General features: G+C 51.8%; 22 protein-coding genes. 9 read left to right on the top strand and 13 right to left on the bottom strand.

The genetic code is table 11. The annotated features are described in order from the left end of the window. Positions 1 to 838 precede the first annotated feature (838 nt). On the bottom strand, positions 839 to 1051 hold the full coding sequence (cspE, locus tag P0Y67_RS06760; RefSeq protein ID WP_027250907.1) for a transcription antiterminator/RNA stability regulator CspE: 213 nt from the start codon (positions 1049 to 1051) through the stop codon (positions 839 to 841). Between the two features lie 299 nt (positions 1052 to 1350). Continuing rightward, the gene (locus P0Y67_RS06755) at positions 1351 to 2607 is read right to left on the bottom strand and encodes an MFS transporter (RefSeq protein ID WP_342391253.1); all 1257 of its coding nucleotides are present in this window, start codon (positions 2605 to 2607) and stop codon (positions 1351 to 1353) included. Positions 2608 to 2709: 102 nt separating this feature from the next. Here P0Y67_RS06755 and P0Y67_RS06750 point away from each other — a divergent pair, with 102 nt between their 5' ends. Further along, entirely contained in the window at positions 2710 to 3690 is a 981-nt protein-coding gene (locus tag P0Y67_RS06750; RefSeq protein ID WP_342391252.1) for a LysR family transcriptional regulator, read from the top strand. Positions 3691 to 3694: 4 nt separating this feature from the next. On the opposite strand, the gene araC is transcribed toward P0Y67_RS06750, so the two are convergent. From araC to P0Y67_RS06725, 5 genes are read right to left on the bottom strand one after another with little or no spacing between them, the layout of a single operon-like run. Further along, positions 3695 to 4534, bottom strand: coding sequence for an arabinose operon transcriptional regulator AraC (gene araC, locus P0Y67_RS06745; RefSeq protein WP_446728803.1), 840 nt, complete (start codon positions 4532 to 4534; stop codon positions 3695 to 3697). A 51-nt stretch (positions 4535 to 4585) separates the two neighbouring features. Continuing rightward, positions 4586 to 5119, bottom strand: coding sequence for a hypothetical protein (locus P0Y67_RS06740; protein ID WP_342391251.1), 534 nt, complete (start codon positions 5117 to 5119; stop codon positions 4586 to 4588). 50 nt (positions 5120 to 5169) lie between these two features. Next, positions 5170 to 6672 carry an L-arabinose isomerase gene (gene araA / locus P0Y67_RS06735; RefSeq protein WP_342391250.1) on the bottom strand — a complete coding sequence of 501 codons (1503 nt, stop codon included), beginning with the start codon at positions 6670 to 6672 and terminating at the stop codon, positions 5170 to 5172. A 9-nt stretch (positions 6673 to 6681) separates the two neighbouring features. After that, on the bottom strand, positions 6682 to 7440 hold the full coding sequence (locus tag P0Y67_RS06730) for an L-ribulose-5-phosphate 4-epimerase (protein ID WP_342391249.1): 759 nt from the start codon (positions 7438 to 7440) through the stop codon (positions 6682 to 6684). Further along, positions 7430 to 9136, bottom strand: coding sequence for a ribulokinase (locus P0Y67_RS06725; protein ID WP_342391248.1), 1707 nt, complete (start codon positions 9134 to 9136; stop codon positions 7430 to 7432). Before P0Y67_RS06725 ends, P0Y67_RS06730 begins: the two co-directional genes overlap by 11 nt. 372 nt (positions 9137 to 9508) lie before the next feature. Between P0Y67_RS06725 and P0Y67_RS06720 the strand changes: the two genes are divergently transcribed. The 5 genes from P0Y67_RS06720 (at position 9509) to P0Y67_RS06700 (ending at position 16079) form a co-directional block, all read left to right on the top strand. Beyond that, positions 9509 to 10513 (top strand): arabinose ABC transporter substrate-binding protein, encoded by a 1005-nt coding sequence (locus tag P0Y67_RS06720; RefSeq protein ID WP_342391247.1) that lies wholly within the window; start codon positions 9509 to 9511, stop codon positions 10511 to 10513. 58 nt (positions 10514 to 10571) lie between these two features. Further along, positions 10572 to 12086 (top strand): L-arabinose ABC transporter ATP-binding protein AraG, encoded by a 1515-nt coding sequence (araG, locus tag P0Y67_RS06715; protein ID WP_342391246.1) that lies wholly within the window; start codon positions 10572 to 10574, stop codon positions 12084 to 12086. 17 nt (positions 12087 to 12103) lie between these two features. After that, entirely contained in the window at positions 12104 to 13096 is a 993-nt protein-coding gene (gene araH / locus P0Y67_RS06710; protein ID WP_161455325.1) for an L-arabinose ABC transporter permease AraH, read from the top strand. Between the two features lie 132 nt (positions 13097 to 13228). Further along, a complete protein-coding gene (locus P0Y67_RS06705; RefSeq protein WP_036758549.1) occupies positions 13229 to 14539 on the top strand; it encodes a DASH family cryptochrome in 1311 nt (436 codons plus the stop codon). Then, positions 14520 to 16079, top strand: coding sequence for a cryptochrome/photolyase family protein (locus tag P0Y67_RS06700; protein WP_342391245.1), 1560 nt, complete (start codon positions 14520 to 14522; stop codon positions 16077 to 16079). The genes P0Y67_RS06705 and P0Y67_RS06700 overlap by 20 nt, the downstream gene beginning before the upstream one ends. Here the strand turns inward: P0Y67_RS06700 and P0Y67_RS06695 are convergent. Continuing rightward, complete coding sequence (locus P0Y67_RS06695; RefSeq protein WP_342391244.1) at positions 16070 to 16990, bottom strand: LysR substrate-binding domain-containing protein; 921 nt, start codon at positions 16988 to 16990, stop codon at positions 16070 to 16072. The genes P0Y67_RS06700 and P0Y67_RS06695 overlap by 10 nt on opposite strands. Positions 16991 to 17118: 128 nt before the next feature. Between P0Y67_RS06695 and P0Y67_RS06690 the strand changes: the two genes are divergently transcribed. After that, positions 17119 to 18033 carry a DMT family transporter gene (locus P0Y67_RS06690; RefSeq protein ID WP_051287734.1) on the top strand — a complete coding sequence of 305 codons (915 nt, stop codon included), beginning with the start codon at positions 17119 to 17121 and terminating at the stop codon, positions 18031 to 18033. Positions 18034 to 18105: 72 nt separating this feature from the next. Here P0Y67_RS06690 and P0Y67_RS06685 read toward each other — a convergent pair whose 3' ends face one another. The 4 genes from P0Y67_RS06685 to P0Y67_RS06670 form a co-directional block, all read right to left on the bottom strand. Further along, a complete protein-coding gene (locus tag P0Y67_RS06685; protein ID WP_342391243.1) occupies positions 18106 to 18588 on the bottom strand; it encodes a VOC family protein in 483 nt (160 codons plus the stop codon). A 100-nt stretch (positions 18589 to 18688) separates the two neighbouring features. Beyond that, positions 18689 to 19435: a metallophosphoesterase family protein gene (locus P0Y67_RS06680; RefSeq protein ID WP_027250893.1), complete on the bottom strand. Its 747-nt coding sequence runs from the start codon at positions 19433 to 19435 to the stop codon at positions 18689 to 18691. Between the two features lie 298 nt (positions 19436 to 19733). After that, positions 19734 to 20390 carry a DsbA family oxidoreductase gene (locus tag P0Y67_RS06675; RefSeq protein ID WP_342391242.1) on the bottom strand — a complete coding sequence of 219 codons (657 nt, stop codon included), beginning with the start codon at positions 20388 to 20390 and terminating at the stop codon, positions 19734 to 19736. An 88-nt stretch (positions 20391 to 20478) separates the two neighbouring features. Further along, positions 20479 to 20847 carry a hypothetical protein gene (locus P0Y67_RS06670; protein WP_237582813.1) on the bottom strand — a complete coding sequence of 123 codons (369 nt, stop codon included), beginning with the start codon at positions 20845 to 20847 and terminating at the stop codon, positions 20479 to 20481. 238 nt (positions 20848 to 21085) lie between these two features. Between P0Y67_RS06670 and murQ the strand changes: the two genes are divergently transcribed. Beyond that, on the top strand, positions 21086 to 21994 hold the full coding sequence (murQ, locus tag P0Y67_RS06665) for an N-acetylmuramic acid 6-phosphate etherase (protein ID WP_342391240.1): 909 nt from the start codon (positions 21086 to 21088) through the stop codon (positions 21992 to 21994). Between the two features lie 11 nt (positions 21995 to 22005). Here the strand turns inward: murQ and P0Y67_RS06660 are convergent, their stop codons facing one another. Continuing rightward, on the bottom strand, positions 22006 to 22887 hold the full coding sequence (locus P0Y67_RS06660; protein ID WP_342391238.1) for an AraC family transcriptional regulator: 882 nt from the start codon (positions 22885 to 22887) through the stop codon (positions 22006 to 22008). 170 nt (positions 22888 to 23057) lie between these two features. On the opposite strand from P0Y67_RS06660, the gene P0Y67_RS06655 reads away from it, so the two are divergent. Then, positions 23058 to 24209, top strand: a complete 1152-nt coding sequence (locus P0Y67_RS06655) for an iron-containing alcohol dehydrogenase (RefSeq protein WP_342391307.1) — start codon at positions 23058 to 23060, stop codon at positions 24207 to 24209. Positions 24210 to 24278 lie beyond the last annotated feature (69 nt).

The raw sequence follows: 24278 nt of genomic DNA, 5'->3' as shown, positions 1-24278 counted from the left end.
GAAGCGACCTGTTGATAACGAGCAACAAACAGCAGTCACGCTGATTAATACGGAAAATACGATGAATACAGTATGACTAAGCTGTTGTGAATAAACGTTTTGTTGACCAACACACATGAGTTCTCGTTATTTATATGGCGTTGGCAGCATAAGGAGCTTTCAGACTGTTGCCTGTCCGGCAAAACAGAGACGAGTACAGGTGAAGTAAAACCAGAGGGAAATGACTCAATCATCGCTCACTGCATGGCCTGGCGGCGGTAGCCATGAAATGAATGATTGGGGGTGTTATGACGAAAAAACGCTGAAATGACCAATCACTTGATTGTCACTGTTCAGAATATGTCCCGAATGTGACCTTTCACAGTAGGAAAAATCTATATCTCTGCGGGCAATCTTACCCTGAAGGTGTACATGTCGGAGCAGGACATCATCATTTAACTGATGAAGACGTGAACTCCAGGATTTTTCTTCTTTATAAAGCGTAAAATTAACTATCACTTAATGGCTACCCTCTTATTTACGGGTGTATTACTAGTGCGACTTTGATGAAACCAAAATCGATGACGACCGATTGAACGAGACATAATATCTCCTTATTTTTTCTTTCATATAAGCAAAACTATTACGTAATAAAACGTAATCTGAAACTTGCTTATGATAAATATGCTAATGGAATTTATTTGCAGTTTGATGACAAAGCAAATGCTGGTGTTTGATGGTATGTTACGAAGGCGTTTGGAAGCTTACAGCTGACGTGCTTTTAAGGCAGGAGAGGCATAATTTTCGTTGTAGATACATTGGCGTAAAAGGCAAAATACCTTTTACGCCAATGAAAAAATTACAGCGCTACTACGTTAGCAGCTTGAGGGCCTTTAGCGCCCTGCTCTACGTCAAAAGACACTTTCTGACCTTCAGCCAGAGTTTTGAAGCCTTCTGAAGCGATTGCACGGAAGTGAACGAATACGTCAGCACCACCGTTGTCTTGAGTAATAAAACCGAAACCTTTCTCTTCGTTAAACCACTTAACCAGACCAGTTGATTTGTTAGACATAATTTGTCCCTTTTATATAGATGAATTCAAAATATTTACCGCATTCATGCGATGCGCTGAGAGCCTAAATTATTGAATGTCACAATGAAGCTAAGGGAAACACTGAGGATAACGACAGTTACGAAGAAATTCTGAGGTTTTACTTTGACTTGAAGTTGCATTAATTAATCTGAGCGACAGAGCAAGATGAATCATACGCTACTCTCCCCCTTTGTAAAGGTTTATTTGAGATTGATCTAAAAATAATATCGCTGACCGCCTGAAAACCCCTCCGTCCGCACATTCTTTCTTCAATTACGCTAATCCGTCTCATTACCCGGGGCTTGTCTGCCTCTGCCTGCCATCGCCTGCCAGACACTCAAACCGCACGCCGATAGCGTCATAACCAATGCGCTCACCTGCCAGGCTACTGGCACAGAAAATATTTGAGTCAGCCATGACAGCAAACCGCCTGTCATCACCCCACCGAGATTCAGACTCAGTGATAGTAAAGATACCGACGCACTCCGGTACGATGAGCCGACATGCCGATGTAACTCTGCCGCAACAACAGGACGAGACAGAAACACAGCGGAGATAAACACCCAGTTCGCCAATAAAAAACCCCAGGGATTACTCACAAGCGACATGCCAATCAGCGCCGTCGCTGCGCACACTGTATAAGCAGGCAAAATTGCTACAGCTGAAAAAGAATTAGCAGAAGCGCCCAGCAACCTGCCAAGAAGAGCTGCGAGCAAATAGTTAGAGGCCACTATAAATCCAACCCATTCAAGCATGCTGTTCCCGCCCTCTAGCATGGCGAACACGGGCTGCCAGTACACACTGTGGTTCGCCAGGGCATAGCCCATCAGCATTTGCCAGGCAAGAAGCATGATCAATACTGGATTTGCCATGAAATGCGAGAGTAAGTTACTGCCCATCGACAGCAGTGATTCATGCTTGTGGTCTTTTCGTGACTGCACATTTTCGCCTTCATGAAAAGTCAGAAAGCTGATCCCCAGGGCTGCGAAGTGGATTGCCATGCTCAGTATTAACGCCACCTTGTATGGATTGCCATTCAGATACGCCTGGCTGAACGTATATGGCACCTGAGCGGGTAATAGTCCACCTATTGCAGCACCAATACCCAGGCCTGATAACAGCCACAGGTTCGCACGTGACAGCGCCGCTTTGATATTTGCATGGCGCCCTTCTTTATAGCGCTGATTAACATACCATGCCTCTAAACACCCTGAGCCCAAAGCTCGCCCGATGCCGCCGATTGCCGATGCTATAATCACAGTCGTAATACTCGGAGCCAACACCAACAGCACAAAATTAAGCATATCAAAACCTTTCGCCAGCCGATAAACGGCCAGGTGTCCAAATCGATCAGCCAGAAAACCACTCGGCACTTCCAACACAACCATGACGATAAAAAAGGCGGCAAAGAACCAACCCAATTGCTGAAGTGTCATACCCTCTGCAAGACAGTACAAACCAGAAACCGCCATGAACACGCCTGCTGCACTGATGTCCAGCGCCAGATGAAAAGCATATCGGGTATCAAGATTCACTTTGCTTACCTATAGTTATGTCAGGAAAGCCAGTGTAATTTGCCTTCACTTTCAGTGATAATTCATAAAAACGGATTTATTTATAGATAAACAACTATGAACATGGATAAGTCATTTGCCTTGTTGCACTACTTTCAGGCGGTAGCGGAATACAACAGCTTTTCCCGTGCGGCGATTAAGCTGAACATTTCGCAGTCCACCATCAGTGCTCAAATCAAGAAGCTGGAGTCGCAGCTCGGCTGTGAGCTGTTTATTCGTGAGAACAAACATCACTTCAAGTTAAGCCGCGAAGGCATGAAGCTGCTGGCAGAGTGCCAGACCAGCCTGAACGGGTTGCGTCACTGTATGATGTCACTCAGCCAGACAGAGACTATGGCAGGTGCCATTAACCTGGCCTGTTCCGTCGCACTGGGCAATCAGGTTGTGCTGCCCGTGATCGAACAACTCATGGAGACTTACCCGCAGCTGGTTATCAACCTGATTGAAACCAGTCTTGAGAAAGCGTTCTTTGACGACGATTTGGATATCGCCCTGAATTTCTCTCAGCCCGAACCGGCCTTTTATTACCAGCGGGTGGCTGATGTCGATAAAGTGATTGTGGCCAGCCACGCATACCTGAAACATTATGGTACGCCTGCCTCACTCTCAGATCTCGGTGAGCACCGCTTGCTGATTCAGGCTAAGGGGAAATTAGACTGGCCGAACATCTATGCTCAGCAAAGTAAATTTTCGCTGCCTGAGCGCAGCCAGTATTTTGATAACAACCTGACCAAACAGCATGCCGCCGAAAGAGGTATGGGCATTGCCGTGTTACCCACCTACCTGTATTCGCCCAATAGCCAGTTAGTGCCTGTGTTACCGCAATACGCACCACGGCTGAGTGAGTCCCTTTACATCATGTGCAGCAAGAAAAAGGTCAGGCAGCCGGGCATGGTCGAACTGATCGTCGAAATCGCGGAAATGATCCGCCAGCGGCTTTACGATGCCACCCTTGCCGCTGACCTGTTACCGGGCCATGAAGCCGAGTCTTCAGTAACAGAACAACCAGCCCAGAAAACGGCAGAACGGATTCTGGACGAGTAACGCCTCAGGTGACCTGCTCACGATACAGCTTAGGGCTGACGCCCGATTTACGCTTAAAAACGCGTGAGAAGTACAAAGGGTCGGTATAGCCGACAATGCGACCGATATGATTGATGGAATAGTTAGTGGTGACCAGCAATTGCTTGGCACGACTGATTCGCTGATCATCCCTCCATTGAGTGATGGTCATCTCCATTTCATCACGAAACAAATGCCCGAGACGTGAAGGCGACAGGCAGATATGGGCGGATATATCTTCAATGCTGAAATCTTGATTCAAATGCTGCGTCATATAATTCATCGCTTCGATCACACGCGGATCAAGCGGCTTGCTCACCACATCCGGTTGCAGGCTCTTACAGCGAATCAGTAACTGCTCCAGCAGGTTTACAGCCAGGTCGTTGCGATACGGCACATCCGACTTAGAGGTGTATTCAATATCGATAAATAAATGTTCGATATGACGAATCGCCTCTTCATCTAACCCCCTGGTGATGTATACGCCATTCTTTTCTTCCTGCCAGTTCAGCCAGTCATGCCAGAATGCACGAGGCCGAAAATACACCCAACGGTGGAACCAGGAGGAGCAATCTTCTTTGCGTTGGTAGTAATGTGCCGCAGAAGGCGGGAATAGCAGGAGATCCCCGGGCTGGACATCAAACGCATCCTTGCCGTGGAAAATGGTCCCTTCCCCTTTGCTGGTGAAATTGATGATAAAACCTTTCATCCCGCTGGGGCGATCAATCGTGAAGTCGAGCTCATCCCCTTCGATAATCGGTGTCAGCCCGGCAACCAGGTGGGCGTCAAAATTGTATCCGGGTTTGAGTGGATCGTTTTGCATCATCAGTATTCTGTACCAGCTGTACGCAGCTCACTAGTGTATGCAGGCGGCGCATTAAGTACGAATGTTCTCATCACAGTTTTGACCTAACACCAGCCACAGAGAGGCCGAAAATGCTTCGCAGAAACCATGACTGGCCTGCTCGATTAAATATTCGCTTGGCTGACCATTTCGTTTAAACAGCCAGCTGACAGCAGGTTCAACATCCGATTGCGACCCCTGCAACGCGGGTGGCCTGATCTGATGCCCTAATTCAAGCCGGGAGGGAATTGGATTACGGGCCAGATAATCAATTTCCAGCCTGCCGCCACAAAACCGATAGGTCATGCTGACAGACAGGGTGTCACCTAAAGTCAGATTGCACCACTGCTCCAGCTGATGCGCTTTACGGCGAAATTGCCAGCGAATGTCATGCAAAGACAAAGCCCGGCCATTAATGTTTAGCGTTAACACGGCCTGGCACTGCGGCTGATCCCGAAAGTAGAGAATAAAGATTCCAGGTTCAGCGGCAGAGACTTCCACCCGCCAGTCCTGATAGCCAGTCGTCTCATTTTGCAACCATGCTGCTATGGCGTTGTCTTCTTTCACAAGTGATCCGTTAACTCCCTCTTCATCACGAAGAGGGAGCAAAATAAAGTTTAAATACCCGATGCTAACCGATAGTAGACGCTGTTGTTTTTCAGCTCGGATTTGAACGGACGAATCCGGGTATCCTGATCAATCAGCACCATTTCAATACCGGCCATTTCGGCGTAATCAGCCAGCATATCGACGGTTACCGACTGGCTGTATACAGTGTGGTGAGCCCCTCCGGCGTGAATCCAGGCGGCGGCAGCGGTAGCCAGATCAGGCTGCGGCTCCCAAAGAGCATGGGCGACGGGCAGATGCGGCAGTGCCTGTGGCGGGGTCACGGCTTCGACGGTATTGACCAGCATGCGAAAACGGTTACCCAGATCAATCACAGACACATTCACCGCCTGGCCGGCTTTGCCCCTGAACATCATCCGGGCAATATCACAACGGCAGCCAATGGTATGGCGGTGAATTTCAATCGCTGGCTTTGCATCGGCAATAGACGGGCACACTTCCAGCATGTGCGCGCCCAGTACCTGATCCTTCACACCAAAGTTATAGGTGTAGTCTTCCATGAAAGACGTCCCGCCACTGCGGCCCTGACCCATCACTTTCATGATTCTGGTCATCGCGGCGGTTTTCCAGTCTCCTTCGCCGCCGTAGCCGTAGCCTTTTTCCATCAAACGCTGAGTCGCCAAGCCCGGCAGATTGCTCAGGCCGCTCAGGTTTTCAAAGGTGTTGGTAAATGCCGTTGCGCCGACTGATTCGAGAAAACGCTCCATTCCCCGCTCCAGACGCGCTTCCTGACGCAGGATCGACAAGGTATCCGGATTCGACAGCAAAGCCGGATCAAGGGTATAGCGTGAGGCATACTCATCCAGTAAGGCTGAAACCTCCCCCTCGCTGACGGCATTCACATTGTCGCTCAGCTCACCCAGCCCATAGCCATGCACCTCGTAGCCAAACTGGATCTGGGCGGAGACCTTGTTGCCTTCGGTGACCGCCACCTGCCGCATGTTATCGCCAAAACGAGCCACTTTGAGCTGCTGCCCGGCATGGATCCCCACCGCCGCCCGGCACCAGTCATCAATCTGCTGATGAACCGACGGGTTTTCCCAGTGGCCGACCACCACTTTGCGGTCGATATTCAGACGTGTGCCAATGAAACCGAACTCGCGGCACCCGTGAGCACTCTGGTTCAGGTTCATAAAATGCATGTCAATCTCATCCCACGGCAATGCCGCATTGAACTGAGTGTGCAAGTGCAGGAAAGGTTTACTGAGCTGGCTCAGACCGGCAATCCACATTTTGGCGGGTGAGAAAGTGTGCATCCAGAGCACCAGTCCGACACAGTCCGGGTCGTTGTTAGCCAGACGGCAGACCGCCAGAATTTCATCCGGTGTTTTGACGGTACCTTTGTTCACCACAGGTACAGAAATAGCCGGCGACTGGTTGAGGCTGTGCACTATCTGCTGACTGTTCTGTGCCACGCTGTTTAATACTGCAGGCCCGTAAAGGTGCTGTGACCCGGTTACAAACCAAACGTGTTTATCGCTGAAAACTTTCATCGTTATTCCTTAGTTCTTATCCGTTTCACCCTGTCCGTAATAGGCGTTTGTGCCATGCTTACGCAGGTAGTGTTTATCCAGTAATGCCGGGTTAACGGCACAAACAGCCGGGTTAATTTGCAACGTCTGTGTGGCCATCGCGGCAACGGTTTCCAGCACAACAGCGTTATGGACCGCCTGATCGGCATCGCTGCCCCAGCTGAAAGGAGCGTGTTCTTTGACGATAATGCCCGGGATCGCCATGGCATCCTGGCTGCCTATGGTTTCCACTATCACCAGGCCGGTATTGTGTTCGTAGTCCGTGGCGATCTCTTCATCGGTCAATGCCCTGGTGCAGGGGATGTTGCCGTAGAAATAATCAGCGTGCGTCGTCCCTAATGCCGGAATCGCTTTCCCGGCCTGCGCCCAGGCTGTGGCTTGCGGTGAGTGGGTATGCACTATCCCCCCGATATCCGGAAAGGCCTGATACAGGGCCAGATGGGTTGCCGTATCTGAGGAGGGCTTCAGGTCGCCTTCCAGCACATTGCCCTCAAGATCCAGTACCACCATGTTTTCGGCGCTCAGCGCGTCATAGGCGACACCACTGGGCTTGATCACCACTATGCCCTGCTGACGATCAATGCCGGAGACATTGCCCCAGGTAAAAGTCACCAGCTTATGGCGCTGCAAGTCCATGTTCGCCTGCCAGACCTGATGGCGCAGCGCCTGTCGCCGTGCTCCCGCACCACTGCCCTGCGCAGCAAGCTGTAACGAAACATCAGTGGTCATGATTGCGCTCCTGTGACAGTTGGAACTCGAACAGGGCTTCCAGTTGCTGCCCGAGTTGCTGATAGCTTTGATAACGTTGTTGATTCATTTTTTCTGTACCTGTCAGCGGCGAGTAAACCCGGCTGATCGGGCTGGCCATCTGTGACTGTGCAACACCCGCCGACGGGTACACACCGGCGGCCACTGCCGCAAAGATAGCGGCGCCAAGCGCGCAGCACTGCTCTGACTCAACCACAGCAATCTCCCGTCCCAGCACGTCAGCACAGGTTTGCATTACCAGCGGGGATTTTTGCGAAATACCGCCAATGGCAATCACGCGTTTAACGTCAATGCCCTGCCCGGTAAAACAATCCACTATGGCTTTGGCCCCGTGGGCGGTAGATTCCACCAGCGACAGAAACAGTTCCGGTGCATCCGAGCCCAGATTGATGCCGGTGAGCGCACCTTTAAGGCGTTGATTGGCATTGGGAGTGCGGCGCCCGTTATGCCAGTCCATTGCCACAGGCAAACTGAGATCGCGCTCTGTGCCAAGTGCGGCCTGGCTCAACGCTGGGATCAGCTGTTTTTCGATGTCATCAAGCGGCAGGTGGGTTTGCGGATGCTGCCGGGCATACGCCACTAACGGCCACATCAGCAGCCGCTTATACCAGGCGTAAATATCACCAAAAGCAGACTGACCGGCTTCCAGTGCCACCAGCTCCGGCATGGCACTGCCTTTCACCTGACCACAGATCCCGTGTACGGTTTTTTCACCCAGCATCTGGTTATTGACCATCAGGATGTCGCAGGTCGATGTGCCAATCACCTTGACCAGATCATGCTCACCCGCACCGGCACCGACCGCTCCCATGTGGCAGTCAAAACCGCCGATGGCAATGGCAATCCCCTCCGGCAATCCCAGCTTACCGGCCCAGGTCGCAGACAGCTGACCTGCCCGTTCGTCCGATGTGAACACCTCAGTGAACAGCCGCTCTCTCATGCCGTCTAATGTCGGGGAAATTGCAGACAGAAAAGCCTGATCAGGCAGACCGCCCCAGCTGTCATGCCACATGGCTTTATGGCCGGCAGCGCAGATACTGCGGCGTAAGCGGTCAGGGTGTTCATTACCCGATAACAAAGCCGGCACCCAGTCGCAAAGCTCCACCCAGCTATGGATATGTTCAACAAGCTCCGGTGCCTGTTCCGCCACCCAGGCAGCTTTTGCCCAGAACCATTCCGAGGAGTAAATACCACCGACATAACGGGTGTAATCGGGAAAATCATGCGAATGCGCCAGTGCATTGATCCGCTCCGCCTTGCTGACCGAGGTGTGGTCTTTCCACAAAATGAACATGGCGTTGGGGTTGTGCGCAAACTCTGGCCGCAGCGCAAGCACATTGCCTTGCGCATCAATGGGCGCCGGGGTTGACCCCGTGCTGTCCACACCAATCCCCACCACAGATTGAGCGACCGCTGGCGGCACCTGGCTGAGTGTCTCGGCAATGGCCTGAGTCATAGACTCGGTATAATCCAGCGGGTGATGGCGAAACTGCGACTGACCTGGCTCACAGTATTCTCCGGCCATCCAACGGGAATAATAAGCCACCCCTGAGGCAATCTCTTTGCCGTTCCGGGTATCCACCAGCAGCGCCCTTACCGAGTCCGATCCAAAATCGAGACCGATAACACACCGCTGTTCTGCACTGATCTTGTCCATGACTGCTCCACTCGTCGTCCTGATCTTTTTCTTTTATAACCAGGGCGCACGTTTTCAGCCATGAATCTAACCGCTATAAATATGGATAAATTCGTCAGTGACTCCAATTTGTGTGCAAAGAACAAAATGGCCACCCGGCTAATCAAACAGGCGTGTAAAACGTTTACAAATTCATAATTGCCGCAAATTAATGCGCAATAGGTTTTATATTAATGAAAAAATGCGAATCACATCATAGCCATTCACGCTATATGCATGGACAAAATCGCTGCCTTTTTCTGCTGTGATTTTCATCACGCCAATTCTCCGTTTCTTGCTCAAATAATGATTCCCGGTGAAACAAAAAATCCTACACGTAGACGGAATTACAATATGAAAAAAATCACACATACGCTTGCTGCGGTCGCACTGACAGGTGCGACATTACTCAGTGCTTCCGCGAATGCATTCTGGGGAAGTGACGATGACACCCTCAAGCTGGGTTATCTGGTGAAACAACCGGAAGAACCCTGGTTCCAGACCGAGTGGAATTTTGCCGAGAAAGCCGGCAAAGATTATGGCTTTGAAGTCATCAAAATGGCCGTACCTGACGGAGAAAAAACCCTCAATGCCATTGATACGCTGGCGGCCAGCGGCGCGAAAGGCTTTGTTATCTGCACCCCGGACCCCAAACTCGGGCCGGCAATCATGGCAAAAGCCAACAGCTACGACATGAAAGTCATTACTGTTGATGACCAGTTCCTCAATGCCAAAGGGCAACCTATGACAAGCGTGCCCCTGGTAATGATGGCCGCCAGCGAAATTGGCTATCGTCAGGGCAGCGAGTTGTACCAGGAAATGACAAAACGTGGCTGGGATGCCAAAACAACGGGCGTCATGGCCATTACTGCCGATGAGCTGGATACTGCACGCCGCCGGGTGGACGGCGCAGTAAAAGCACTGACGGAATCCGGTTTCCCGGCCGCTCAGATTTACCGCGTGCCAACCAAATCCAATGACATTCCAGGCGCCCTTGATGCGGCTAACTCTCTGCTGGTGCAGTATCCGGATGTGAAACACTGGCTGGTCGTGGGGATGAATGACAATACGGTGCTGGGCGGTATCCGTGCCACTGAAGGACAAGGTTTTGCCGCTTCAGAAGTCATTGGCATCGGCATCAATGGTGTCGATGCCGTCAACGAGCTGGCGAAGTCTCAGGCCACCGGCTTTTATGGCTCACTCCTGCCAAGCCCGGATGTTCATGGCTATAAGAGTATTGAATCCCTGTACAAATGGGTGAAAGAAGACGTTCAGCCACAGAAATTTGTGGAAGTCACCGACGTGGTACTGATCACGCGCGACAACTACAAAGCCGAACTGCAGAAGAAAGGTCTGTAAGCCCGAACCGGGCGGCAGTGCAACATTGCCGCCCAATGATTCTACAGGAGTACGCATTATGGCTACGTCCCCTTCCAGCCTGGAATTTCGCCAGATTTCGAAGCATTTTCCCGGTGTCAAAGCCCTGTCTGACATCAGCTTTCGGGTCAGCAGCGGCAGTGTGCATGCGCTTATGGGCGAGAACGGTGCCGGTAAATCGACCTTACTGAAAACCCTGAGCGGCCTTTACCAGCCTACCAGTGGCGAACTGGTGATCAATGATAAAGCCGTTCGCCTTTCTTCCACTGTCGATGCGCTGGAGCAAGGCATCGCCATTATCTATCAGGAATTGAACCTGGTTCCTGAGCTCAGTGTCGCGGAAAACATTTATCTCGGTCAACTGCCCACCAAAAACGGCAAAGTGGACACCGAGACCTTAAATCGCAATGCCAGCGCGCAGCTGGCACGACTGGGCGAAGATTTTGACCCGTCGCTGCCTTTGAAGACCTTTTCCATCGGTCAGTGGCAAATGGTGGAAATTGCCAAAGCCCTGAGCCGCAACGCCACCATTATTGCCTTTGATGAGCCGACCAGCAGCCTGTCACAACGTGAGATCGATAACCTGTTCAAAGTGATCCGCGAGCTGCGCGATGACGGCAAAATCATTTTGTACGTCTCTCACCGAATGGAGGAAATCTTCTCGCTGTGTGATGCCATTACGATATTTAAAGACGGTAGCCATGTGCAGACCTGTGATGACATGGCCCATCTGACCCACGACAAGCTCGTCGAGCTGATGGTGGGACGTGAGATCAACGACATCTACAACTATCGCTCCCGCCCCCTGGGTGAGAGTGGCCTGAAGCTGGATAAGCTGACGGGAACCGGTTTGAGTGCACCCGTTTCGATGGACATTCGCCAGGGGGAAATTCTGGGGCTGTTTGGCCTGGTTGGCGCGGGGCGCACTGAACTGACACGGCTGATCTTTGGTGCCGAAAAACCGGATTCCGGCGACATTTACCTGCACAACCAGAAAATGCAGATCCGCAGCCCTAAAGACGCCATCAAAGCGGGCATTACCCTGTGTCCTGAAGATCGCAAAGCGCACGGCATAGTGCCGATTCTCTCGGTCGAAGAAAATACCAACATCAGCGCCCGTCCCTGGCATCTCAAACTGGGCGGTGTGATTAACCGTGTGTGGGAGCGCAAAAATGCCGAGACGCAAAGTCAGGCGCTCAATGTCAAAGCCGCTAACCTGGAGCAGGCTATCGGCCAACTGTCCGGGGGCAATCAACAGAAAGTGATCCTTGGCCGCTGGCTGTCGACCGACATGAGCGTGATTTTACTGGATGAACCCACCAGAGGCATTGACGTTGGCGCGAAATCGGAAATTTATGAGCTGATTTTCAAGCTGGCTGAAAACGGGGTCACTGTCCTGGTTGTCTCCAGTGATTTACCCGAAGTGCTGGGGATCTCTGACCGCCTTCTGGTCATGAAGGAAGGCAGGATAACAGGCGAACTGACCCGTGATGCCTTTGATGAACAAACCGCGCTTCGCCTGGCCATGCTTGGCGACGCCCCGATTGCCGCTTGATGAAAAGGAACCTTCTCATGGCTACGAGTAGTACGACGAAATTAATCGAATCTGAGCACAGCTCCGGCACCCTGAACATGTCCGCTGTCTGGGATAAATACGGGATGCTGATGGTGTTCGCCGGCCTGTTTTTACTCTGTGCGTTTTTTGTCCCTTATTTTGCCACCCTGGTGAATATGAAAGGATTGGGACTGGCCATTTCAATGAGCGGCATGGTGGCCTGCGCCATGTTGTTCTGTCTGGCGTGTGGCGACCTTGATCTGTCCGTTGCCTCAGTGATCGCCTGTTCAGGGGTGGTCACCGCCGTGGCGATCAATGCCACCGGCAGTGTGGTGCTGGGTGTGGGCGCAGGTTTGCTGTCCGGTGTGCTGTTTGGCTTACTGAACGGTTTTGTCATTGCCAAACTGCAGGTCAATGCCCTGATCACCACACTGGCCACGATGCAGATTGCGCGTGGTTTGGGCTATATCATCTCGGACGGTAAAGCCGTGGGTATCACGGAGGAAAGCTTCTTCGCCTTAGGTAATTCCTCGCTGCTTGGGATCCCGACGCCTGTCTGGCTGACCCTGATGACCTTCGCGGTGTTTGCTTTTCTGCTGAACCGCACTGTTTATGGCCGCAATACGCTGGCCATCGGCGGCAATGAAGAAGCAGCCCGGCTGGCCGGGGTCAATGTCGTCAAAACCAAGATGATCATTTTCACTGTCTCCGGCTTCATCTCCGCACTGGCCGGGGTGATACTCGCGGCGCGCATGACCAGTGGCCAGCCCATGACCTCAGTCGGCTTCGAACTGGTGGTGATTTCAGCGTGTGTTTTAGGCGGTGTGTCCCTGAAAGGCGGGATAGGCAAAGTGTCTTATGTGATTGCCGGTGTGCTGATTCTTGGCACAGTCGAAAACGCCATGAACCTGCTGAATATGTCCCCCTTTGCGCAATACGTGGTGCGCGGGTCCATTCTGCTGGCAGCTGTCATCTTCGACCGTTATAAGCAAACCTCCCGCAAAGCCTGATATCGGCCATCCTGTCGCGCGCCCCTCTTTGCAACGGGAGGGGCGCACAAACAGAAATCATTGCCCTGCTCCTTCGTATCACGGTTTCGCCGCCTACACTTGTGGTAACTCCTTTTGCACAGAAGGTGAGCCATGACAACGGGATTATTTGTCTTCAGTTACGATTTGCGCCTGCACGATAACCCAGCGTTGAAGCAAACGGCTGAGCAGGTGGATAATCTGTTGTGTCTCTACTGTCTGCCGCAGCAAGGGATGGATCCGTATCCGGCACACAGGACGCAGTGGGGCAAGCCGCGGCAAGCGTTTTTGCTGGCTTCGCTGGCGGATCTGAATCACCAGCTTGCCGAGCAGCATCAGCACCAATGCCTTCTCGTGCGCGACACGCCGCTGGAAGCAACAATTGACGAGCTGCTGGATCAATACCCGATTTCCGTCATCGGCCGCAGTGAACAGGCTGGCTATTACGAAAACCAGAGCTGGGCGTATATTGAGGCCCAATACCCGGACGTCACTTTTCTGACCATTCCAACTCATACCCTGTTCACGCGGGCACTGCTGCCTTTTACACTCAATGAACTGCCCGTCAGTTTCACCCAGTTTAGGCTGATGACAGAAAAACTGGATTGCCGTTCAGAGTCTGTGGGTGATCTAGAGCTGCCGCCGCCGCCCGCTTTGCCGCAAACCGCTCCGCTCCACCCGATCAATCTGGCGCGCACCCAACTGAACAGAATGCCGGAGCAACCTTCCCTCTCCCGCGGCTTCACCGGCGGCGAAACGGCAGCTTTTGAGCATATTCAGCGCTATTTCTCCGGCGATTTACCTGCCCGTTACAAAGAGACACGTAATGCGCTGGATGGCTGGGACAATTCGACCAAGTTTTCACCCTGGCTGGCGCTGGGGTGTCTGTCCCCGGTCACTGTGCTGCGCTATCTGGACGATTATCAGAACAAGGTCATCAGAAATGACTCAACCGAGTGGATTCGGTTCGAGCTGTTATGGCGTGAATACTTTCAGTGGTATGCCCATGCCTACCGCCAAAAGTTGTTCTATTATCATGGCATTAAAAAACAGGGGCCAATCAACCGCCATGATGAGGCGCGTTTTCAGCAATGGTGCAACGGCAAGACAGGTTATCCGATTGTTGATGCCTGCATGCGACAGCTCAATCAGACCGGCTATATGTCTAACCGTGGCCGCCAGCTGGTTGCCAGTTGTTTTGTCCACGAACTGGCCCTCGACTGGCGCTACGGTGCCGCTTACTTTGAGCAGCAGTTGATCGACTATGATGTCGCGTCTAACTGGGGCAATTGGCAGTATCTGGCCGGAGTGGGTGCCGACCCGCGGGGCTGGCGCTATTTTGATCTGGAGAAACAGACGAAAATGTACGATCCTGATGGCGACTTCATTCATCGCTGGTTAAATCATGGCAGCCACTCACTATAAAACCTTAAGGCTGATCCTGGGCGATCAGCTCAATGCGCAACATTCCTGGTTTCAGTCAAAGGACGACAGTACGTTATATCTGATTGCCGAATTGCATCAGGAAGCGACTTATACCAAGCACCATGTGCAGAAAATCTGCGCCTTTTTTGCCGCCATGAAAGCCTTTGCAGGCGCCCTCAATCAAGCCGGCTTTCATGTCTGCCACCTGACGCTGGACGACACCGAGGCATACAAAAGCCTGCCGGAACTGCTTCACAAACTGGTGTCAGATCATCAGATAGAAGTGTTCGAATACCAGCGACCTGATGAATACCGCCTGCTGCAACAGCTGCGAACCTTAGCCCTGCCTGCCAGCGTATCGTGCAAAGAAGTCGATACCGAACACTTCCTGTTGCCATTTAACGAGATTCCCCGCCACTTTGCCCAGGGCAAACATGTCCTGATGGAACATTTTTACCGAATGATGAGACGTCGCTTTGCTATCCTGATGCAGGGCGAAAAACCTGAGGGAGGCAAATGGAACTACGACAAAGAGAACCGGCATAAGCTGACCAGCGTGGATCTTGCGGCCATTCCGGCACCGCTGCGTTTCAACAACCCGGTCAGTGATATCCTGTCCCGGCTGAAAAAACACCGTATTCCGCATTTTGGTCAAGCCTCTGATTCACTGCTATGGCCGGTGACACGCCGACAGGCCATTGAATTGCTGAACTATTTTTGCCAGCACCAACTTCAGTGTTTCGGCTATTTTCAAGATGCCATGACAGATCAGAGCCAGCACCAGTGGAGTCTCTATCATTCGCGGTTATCTTTTTCCCTTAACACGAAAATGCTGCACCCGATGCAGGTCATTCAGACAGTATTGACCCACTATCAACAGGCCGATGGCAGGATATCTCTGGCACAAGTGGAAGGTTTCATACGCCAGATACTGGGCTGGCGCGAATACGTGCGGGGAATTTACTGGGCCAATATGCCTGACTACGCCAGCAGCAACACCCTTGGCGCTAACCGGCAGTTGCCGGATTTTTTCTGGACGGGGAAAACAGGCATGGCCTGCCTGAAGGCAGCCGTCTCGCAGTCATTGGATTACGCCTATGCGCACCATATTCAAAGACTGATGGTCACAGGCAACTTTTGTCTGCTCACGGAAACTGATCCCGATCAGGTCGATGCCTGGTATCTGGGTATCTATGTCGATGCCATTGAGTGGGTTGAAATGCCCAACACCCGGGGGATGTCTCAGTTTGCTGATAATGGCATTATTGCCACTAAACCCTATGCGGCAAGTGGCAACTACATCAATAAGATGAGTGACTACTGTCAGTCCTGCCAATACTCTGTGAAAAAGAAAACCGGCGCGGATGCCTGTCCCATTAACAGCTTGTACTGGCGTTTCATGGACAAGCACCAACAGCGTCTGGCCGTAAACCCAAGAATCGGTATGATTTATCGCAGCTGGGATAACTTAGCGGACAAGGAACGGCAGGCAATACTCAGCCGAGCCGAATTCTGCCTCAATAACCTGGATCAGCTCTGACTGCCTCTTCGGTCCAGTTCATCACACTGCTGTTTCAACCAGCGCCCCAGGGTGATAATGGCGGTTTGCGTGGCGCGGGATTTTTTATACACAAAGTAAAAACTGTCGCCGGTCGGCAGCTCGTGCATGGGGATCCGCACGAAGTGCTGTTGCCTGTCGATGTCATTCATCAGGTAGTCATTGAGAAAAGTAATGCCCTGATCATAGCGGGCCGCTTCTGCCGCCAGCAACATATGGCTGAACAACTGAAATCTCGCCTGTTCAGGCAGCTCAAAACCACCCAGCATACACCAGCGGTGCCAGTCTTCACCGTGTTTGGCATCTTTAAAAATAGATCGCGTAGTGAGCAGCGGATGTTCCCACAGGGCGTCCGGCAGCGGTTTGTCCCGCATTTGCAGCCAGAGCTTATGGCTGCACACCGGATACAGCTGCTCATGATACAGCAACTCTGAGATGAAATTATTGCGCTTGGGTGGCGAGACAGTAATAAAACAATCGGCCAGTTCGTCACTGAAATTCGGGTCGTTACTCACCATATTTAACGTGAGCTCTATTTCAGGGTGCAGCTGACGCAGGTTTTCCAGCCGTGGGATCAGCCATTTCACCGCCAATGAGCTGTAAAGTGCCAGGCGAATCTTGCCGCCTTCGCCTTCCCGGATCTGCTGGCTGGCTTCGGAGATATCAGCCAGAGCATGGCTGATCTGCTCGTAATACTTTTCACCGACGGGCGTCAGAGACAACTGACGACCCTGGCGCTGGAACAGTTCTTCGCCCAAATAATCTTCTAAAAGACGAACCTGATGGCTGACCGCACTTTGCGTCACACTCAAAAATTCCGCCGCACGGGAAAAACTGTTCAGACGGGCGACAGCCTCAAAGTAATGAACAGCGCGAAGTGGTGGCAGCTTCACTATCTAAAAAACTCATACCAAAAAAATTTATATCATTATACTTCATCACTACCGCTGGTTTATGCTTTGGATCACAGTTTGTTGTCTCGTTGACATTTCATTAACCCCAAAAAAAGAAGGAGCAGCCCATGCCTCAAATGTCTGTCGGTTTAGCCATGATATTGCTGATTGTTGGCAACTTAATTGCTGTGTGCTCCGATGCCATGATTAAATCATTGGGTGATGAAACGGCTATTTTTCAGTTTGTTTTTTTCCGCCAGTTAACCGCCGTCGCTATTCTTGCCCCCTTCTGTATCGGCACCAAAAAAGCCGATTTTTTTGCCGGGTTTAAGTGGCATGCGCTGCGCGGACACATTTGGTTGCTGGGCATGGTCTTTATGATCATCTCCATTACCAGCCTGCCACTGGCAACAGCGAATGCCATCTTCTATGCCGCCCCGCTGATCATGCTGCCTATGGCCATGATGCTGTTTCAGGAAAAGCTGACCAAATATTCTGTCGGCGTGGCGGTGATTGGTTTCATTGGTGTGCTGGTGATTATCCGCCCGACTGAAATCAACTGGGCTGCCATTGCGGCTCTGATTGTCGCGTTTACGCTGGCCTGGAACAACCTGCTGGTACGTAAGCTGCCAAAACACCAGACTGTGGCACAAACCCTGATGCTGACCAACCTGGCAGGTATGCCGGCAGCACTGGGCCTGGCGCTTTGGGAAGGACAGCCCTGGGACTGGTCGCCGCTGCTGACAGCGGCCGGTTCAAGCACTTTCATTATGATTTATGCCGGCGCCTGCGTACTGGCTTACCGCTCGGCGGAATCAAACAAGATAGCGAGCGCCGAATACAGCGGGCTGATTGGCGCTGTGATCATCGGCATGCTGTGGTTTGACGAAGTACCTGACTTGCCAATGATTCTTGGCACCATGATGATCATCGCGCCCCTGATCTGGCTGGCACAAAAAGAAAAGCGTGCCAAAAAAGCCGCGGGGCTCAAACCCCTGGAAGCAGCAGTCGCTACAGATACTGCAGACGAAACCAAAGCCTGACAATTAACTATCCGTTGTGCGACAGAGTGGGAGCGCCTGCCCGCCCTGTCGCTTTTTTTTTATTTGGCCTTCTTATTCGCCTCTGAACGCCCGCTCCAGGGCGGCAATCTCCAGCCTGGTCATGGTCAGAAAGCATTGTGTTAACCGCGCCAGCTTAACGGGATCATCACTTCGCATCATCGTATCCATAGATTTCGGCACAATCTGCCATGACAAACCAAATTTATCTTTCAGCCAGCCGCACTGCCCTTCCTCACCGCCATCCTGAGATAAAGCCGTCCAGTAACGATCGATTTCGGCCTGATCGTCACAATGAATAACAAAAGAGATCGATTCATTAAAAGTGAAAAATGGCCCGGCACTGATCGCGGTGAATGGCTGTCCGAACAATTCAAAGTTCACTACATCAACACTGCCTGAAGGGGTGTCTTCAATCTTGGTGACATTGACAATTTTTGAGTTGTCAAAAACTTGCGTATAAAAGTCGGCGGCTTCAACCGCTTCTTGATCAAACCACAAGTGAGGGGAGATTTTCGCCTGCTGAAACGATGCCATAGAACCTCCGGGAAACTGGACAGGAACACAAAGAAAAACGGCATACTGTATCGACCAAGTGTAGATGAAGACGCGGCGTTTTGAGCTGACTATTACTGAGTTAACATCGGCCTGTCATCAGGTACTGCGCCCAGTCTGCGCGACCGTTGGCTGTGGCTGCCTGCACAGCCGCCTGCACATCGTAATCAACGCGGTGAAAGGCGACATCCCAATCCCCCTTGTCCTGTAAAGTCAGCACCGCATACGACGCTTGCGGAGTGTGATTTTGCATCGCATGAGCCAACGGCAGTTCATCAGCATAAGCCTGAAGGCCCACACTGCCTGGGTTAATCACTGTCTGTCCCGTCGACAGCCGGACACAACGGGGAATATGGGTATGACCACAGAGAATAATGGGTGAACGGATGTTTTTAAGATGCGCGGCTATCTCAGCATCTGCTTTGACCAGCGGATGGCCCGAGCTGACCTCTTCCAGCAGATACACCAGATCATCGTCCGGCGTGCCATGGCAGGCGTAAATCTCATCGGATATCCGGGCATCAAAAGGCAGTTGCTGCATCCAGTCCAGCGGGGCCTGTCCTAAATCATTGAGGATAAACTGCAGCGTGGGATTGGCAGCCACTTCTGCTGCACTCGACTGGTAAATTTGCCGATCCTGATTACCTGAAATGGTCAGCATCTCTTGCTGCTGCAAATAATCAAAGGTAGCACGAGGGGCTATCGGGCCGTATAAAATGTCACCCAGATTCACCAGCCGGGTCACCCCCTTGCTGAGCGCATCCTCAACCACAGCCTCCAGCGCAAAGACATTACTGTGAATGTCCGATAACACGGCATATTTTTCCAACTCACACTCCTTGTGATGATTCTGTGCTTACCGTTGACCTTCTCCGATTATCTTTTCCCTGCCAACAATGTCCTACTGCACCCCACTTTGCACCGTGTAAAAAACATAGCCAAACAAGGCAGCGAATATCACGACAGTCAGAATCAGTTTTAGCCAGAGCCCTTTCATCCGTTCTCCTTGTCAGATTGCACAGTGATCAAAACTCACCCTCGGCCCCAGCAGCGTTCAGACCCGCATGCGTCATTGATCAATTGATCATGGCTCATGCGGGTCGTTAACATTGCCGGAGTAATGTTTATTAAGCCGTCTCAGCTAACAGCGTATCGATAACCTGCTTCAAGGTGTCTGTATCCTGCGCACCGGAAAGCAGGTACTTTTCATTAAAGACAAAAGCAGGAACGGCGGTGATCCCCTGCCCGGTCCAGGTTTGCTCTTCAGCTCTCACGGCTTCAGCAAAATTGCCCTGTTTCAGCACCAGCTCGGCTTCTTTGCGATCCAGGCCGGCGGCCTCAGCGGCATCCAGCAGCACAGGCAAAGCACCCGGATCATCCTGCTCGGTGAAATAAGCTTCAAAAAGCGCCAGCTTCAGCTCTGTCTGCCGGCCGTAGCTCGCGGCCCAATGCAACAGCTGATGGGCTTTGAACGTATTGTAGATACGGGAGAGTGGGGTGAAATGGAACCGAATACCGCACTCTTCACCTAAAGCGATGATCCTGGCTCGGTTCTGTTCACTTTGTTCGGCTGTGATCTGATATTTCTCGGCCAGATGCTCACTCAGCAGCTGGCCGTCTTCCTGCATCGCCGGATTCAGTTCGAAAGGATGCCAGCGCACAGTAAACTGTACCTGATCTTTATAGGCCGCCATAGCCTGCTCCAGTCGTTTGTAACCAATGTAGCACCAGGGACAGACGACATCAGATACGATATCAATGGTTAAGTGGGTATGCGTTGACATGCATTTCGTCTCTTAGTTCAGGTGGGCTGATAGTGGTTAGCGTGGCGTAAAAAATCAACCCATAATCCCTAAAAATGAGATCTTAAAATTAAGGCTCAGCTAACACAGAGGTATCCCAATGGACATAAATCGACTTGTCGCTCATCTCAAAAATCATGCCTTTTGCGCCTAATCCGCTTCTTCTGTAAACAGGCTGATTGCGGTCATCGCGGTATTGACCCGGCTCTCCCCGTGCCGGATGAAAATCGTAATAAACGCCATCTGCTCTGTCTATGGTGATATAGCCATGATGCTGAGACAGCACGCACAAGTAACGGCCTGAGGGTTTATCTGCACCTTTGGGGTATATATCGCAGCGGGCATCAACGATGTCGGCCTGCACAGGCAGGACAGAACCTGCCCAGAACAAAGCAAGGAGAAAAAGAGTCGCACACCATTTCCACAACAAACTGACCATACTTGCCTCCGCGACGAACCCAATTCCACGAAGTCAGTGTCGGTATGAGTGTAGCACGCTGATTCAGACACTCAGGTCGCTGATAAGCGCCGACATCGTCTGAATTCGATGATTTGCCTGTTTATCGCGTTTTTGAATCAGGACAGGCAAGAAGGGGCCGTTAAGATGGCGCCGTTTGCTACGCCATATGTTATTCCCTACAATTCTCATCAGATAACGAACCCTAAGGTCATCCCTGATGAAAATTGATTTAAACACGCTGATCACTGAAAGCCGCAACCCTGCCAGCCAGGTGATAGACACCCTGTCGACCGTCGACATGCTGAAGGTCATCAATGACGAAGACAAGCAAGTGGCGCTGGCTGTTGAGCGCACCTTGCCGCAAGTGGCTCAGGCTGTTGATGCTATCGCGATTGCTTTTCAGCAAGGTGGCCGCTTAATTTACTCAGGCGCAGGGACATCAGGCCGCTTAGGCATTCTGGATGCCAGTGAATGCCCGCCCACTTATGGCAGCGACCCGTCTCAGGTTATCGGTTTGATTGCCGGTGGCCGCGAAGCGATTTTCCGCGCCGTAGAAAATGCAGAAGACAACAGCGAACTGGGTGCAGCAGACCTGAAAGCCCTGAATTTTTCAGACAAAGATGTGTTAGTCGGCATTGCTGCCAGTGGTCGTACGCCTTATGTGATCGGTGCCATGACATACGCCAAATCAATCGGTGCGACCGTCGGAAGCATCAGCTGCAATCCGGACAGTGCCATGACTCAATTGGCCGATATTGCCATGACGCCCATTGTCGGACCCGAAGTGGTGACCGGCTCATCCCGCATGAAAGCCGGTACTGCGCAGAAAATGATCCTCAATATGCTGACAACAGGCGCCATGATACGAACCGGCAAAGTGTACGGGAACCTGATGGTGGACGTTGAAGCAACCAATGCCAAGCTGGTCGAGCGCCAGAAAAACATTGTCACCGCTGCGACCGGCGCAACACGCGAACAGGCCGAATCTGCGCTGGCAGCCTGTGGCGGCCACTGCAAAACAGCCATTGTGATGATTCTGACCGGTTCAACGGCTGAAGAAGCGCGTGCGCTGCTGAATAGCTCGCAGGGATTTACCCGGCAAGCTATCCAACAGGCAGGTCAGTAAGCGCACGCTACTTACCCCGCCTTACTGGGCGGCAACCCAAAATAGCGTTTAAACTCCCGGCTGAACTGCGCGGCGCTTTCATACCCTACTTTGCTTGCTGCCACGCTGGCTGACACGCCGTCCTGCACCATGAGTTGCTTGGCGTTATTGAGCCGGATTTTTTTAATGTATTGCAACGGCGGATCCGTGACAACTTGCTTAAATGCACGGTGAAAGGCAGAAGTGCTCATGCCTGCCATGTCAGCCAGATCATCCACCGCCAGCTTATCCGCATAGTGCAGCTGCACATGCTCTATCACACCTGATACGCGGGCCAACGCGCTGTCTTGCTTCACATACTGGGCAAGCAGGGATCGCTGATCACTTTGCAGCAGGCGGTAAAAAAACTCTCTGAGTATCTGCGGCCCCAGTAATTTTGCATCAATAGGGGTATGCAGAACCGATAATAATCGCTGCATACAATCATTAATCTCAGGTGTGACAGGCGAGGCGGCCACGCCTTTGTGCTGCTGCTGAGAGGCGAAATAATCGGCCCCCAGATCCGCTTCCATATCATCGACCAGCTGGCGAATCACGCTGTGGTCGAACCCGATATCAATACCGATCAGCGGCGTCTCTTCCGACGCAAAGGTTTCACAGGCAATGGGGTATGGTGCTGACACAATCAGGCAATGTTCTGTGTCGTACTCAAATCGATAGTCATTCAGATGGCCAATTTTATTGCCCTGAAAAATAACGACCACGCCTTGTTGGTACATCTGCGGGGTAACATGATGATACTGGGTAATTTTAAACAGGCTGACACCTTTTAGTGCCGTATTTACCTTACCTTGACCGCTCGCCAAACCCAGTTGGCAGCATAAAGAAGTGGCCAGTTCCAGGGTAGTATTCATAGTCGAAACTCAGTTGTTCAAGATGGCTTAGTGTTGATGAATAACCGTACGAAGAAAAGTGTAAAGCAGAATCAGGCAAGAATTAAGCAGAATCGTGTATTACCGCAAAGCATGTTGTCGCCTACACTTTGCAGCACACTATATCTTACAGGCAAACCTGGAGAGCAATGATGAACCCATTTAGCTATCACAACCCTACCCGCATTCATTTTGGTGAAGGCCAGATTGCTGCCATCACCAACGAAATTCCTAAAAGCAGCAAGGTGCTGGTGCTGTACGGTGGTGGCTCTATCAAAGCTAACGGTGTCTACGATCAGGTTGCTAAGGCGCTGAGTGAACACCAATGGACTGAATTCTCTGGCATTGAGCCTAACCCGCAATACGACACGCTGATGAAAGCGGTCGACACAGTCAAAGCAGAAGGCGTCGACTACCTGCTGGCAGTAGGTGGCGGCTCAGTGGTTGACGGCACCAAATTTGTCGCGGCAGCAGCCTGCTATCAAGGCCAGGACCCGTGGGATATGTGGGCCAAAGGGCTCAAAGTGGATAATGCGCTGCCTATTGGCTGCATTCTGACACTGCCGGCAACGGGTTCTGAAAGTAATAAAGCTTCTGTGGTCTCACGCGGTAACGACAAGATTGGTTATATGTCCTCTAAGATCCAGCCTGCTTTCGCTGTCTTGGATCCGGCAACCACTCTGAGCCTGTCTCCTCGCCAGATCAGTAACGGTGTGGTTGACGCATACGTCCATGTGATGGAGCAATATCTGACTTTTCCAGTGAATGCCAAAGTGCAGGATCGGTTCGCTGAAGGCTTGCTGTTAACCCTGATTGAAGAAGGCCCGAAAGCGCTGACTAATCCTAAAGATCTGGCGGTTCGTGCCAATATTATGTGGTCAGCCACACAGGCACTGAACGGACTCATTGGTGTCGGTGTCCCGCAAGACTGGGCCACGCACATGATTGGTCACGAGCTGACCGGCAACTACGGCATTGATCATGCCCGCACGCTGAGTATCGTGCTTCCGGCCGTCATGAAAGAGCGACGCCAGGAAAAAGAAGCCAAACTGCTGCAATATGCCGAACGTATTTTCGGTATCACTGAAGGCAACGCCGACGAGCGTATCTATGCCGCCATTGCCAAAACCGAAGCTTTCTTCAAAGCCATGCAAGTACCCACTCGCTTAAAAGATGTCGAACTGGATGAAAGCGATATTCGCGTCCTGCTCAGCGGCCTGGAAAAGCACGGTATGACCGCATTGGGCGAACACGGCAAGATTGGTATTGCCGACAGTGAAGCCATCCTTCGCACTGCGCTTTAATTTCTTTGAGCCAACACAGACACACCTAAAACCGCCAGCTCTGGCGGTTTTTTATTGCCTGCCACAAAC

Origin of the sequence: Photobacterium sp. SP02, assembly GCF_038519165.1 — a bacterium.
GTDB lineage: Bacteria > Pseudomonadota > Gammaproteobacteria > Enterobacterales > Vibrionaceae > Photobacterium > Photobacterium halotolerans.
The sequence above is the reverse complement of the archived record's forward strand: the minus strand, read 5'-3'. Positions and strand labels throughout refer to the sequence as shown.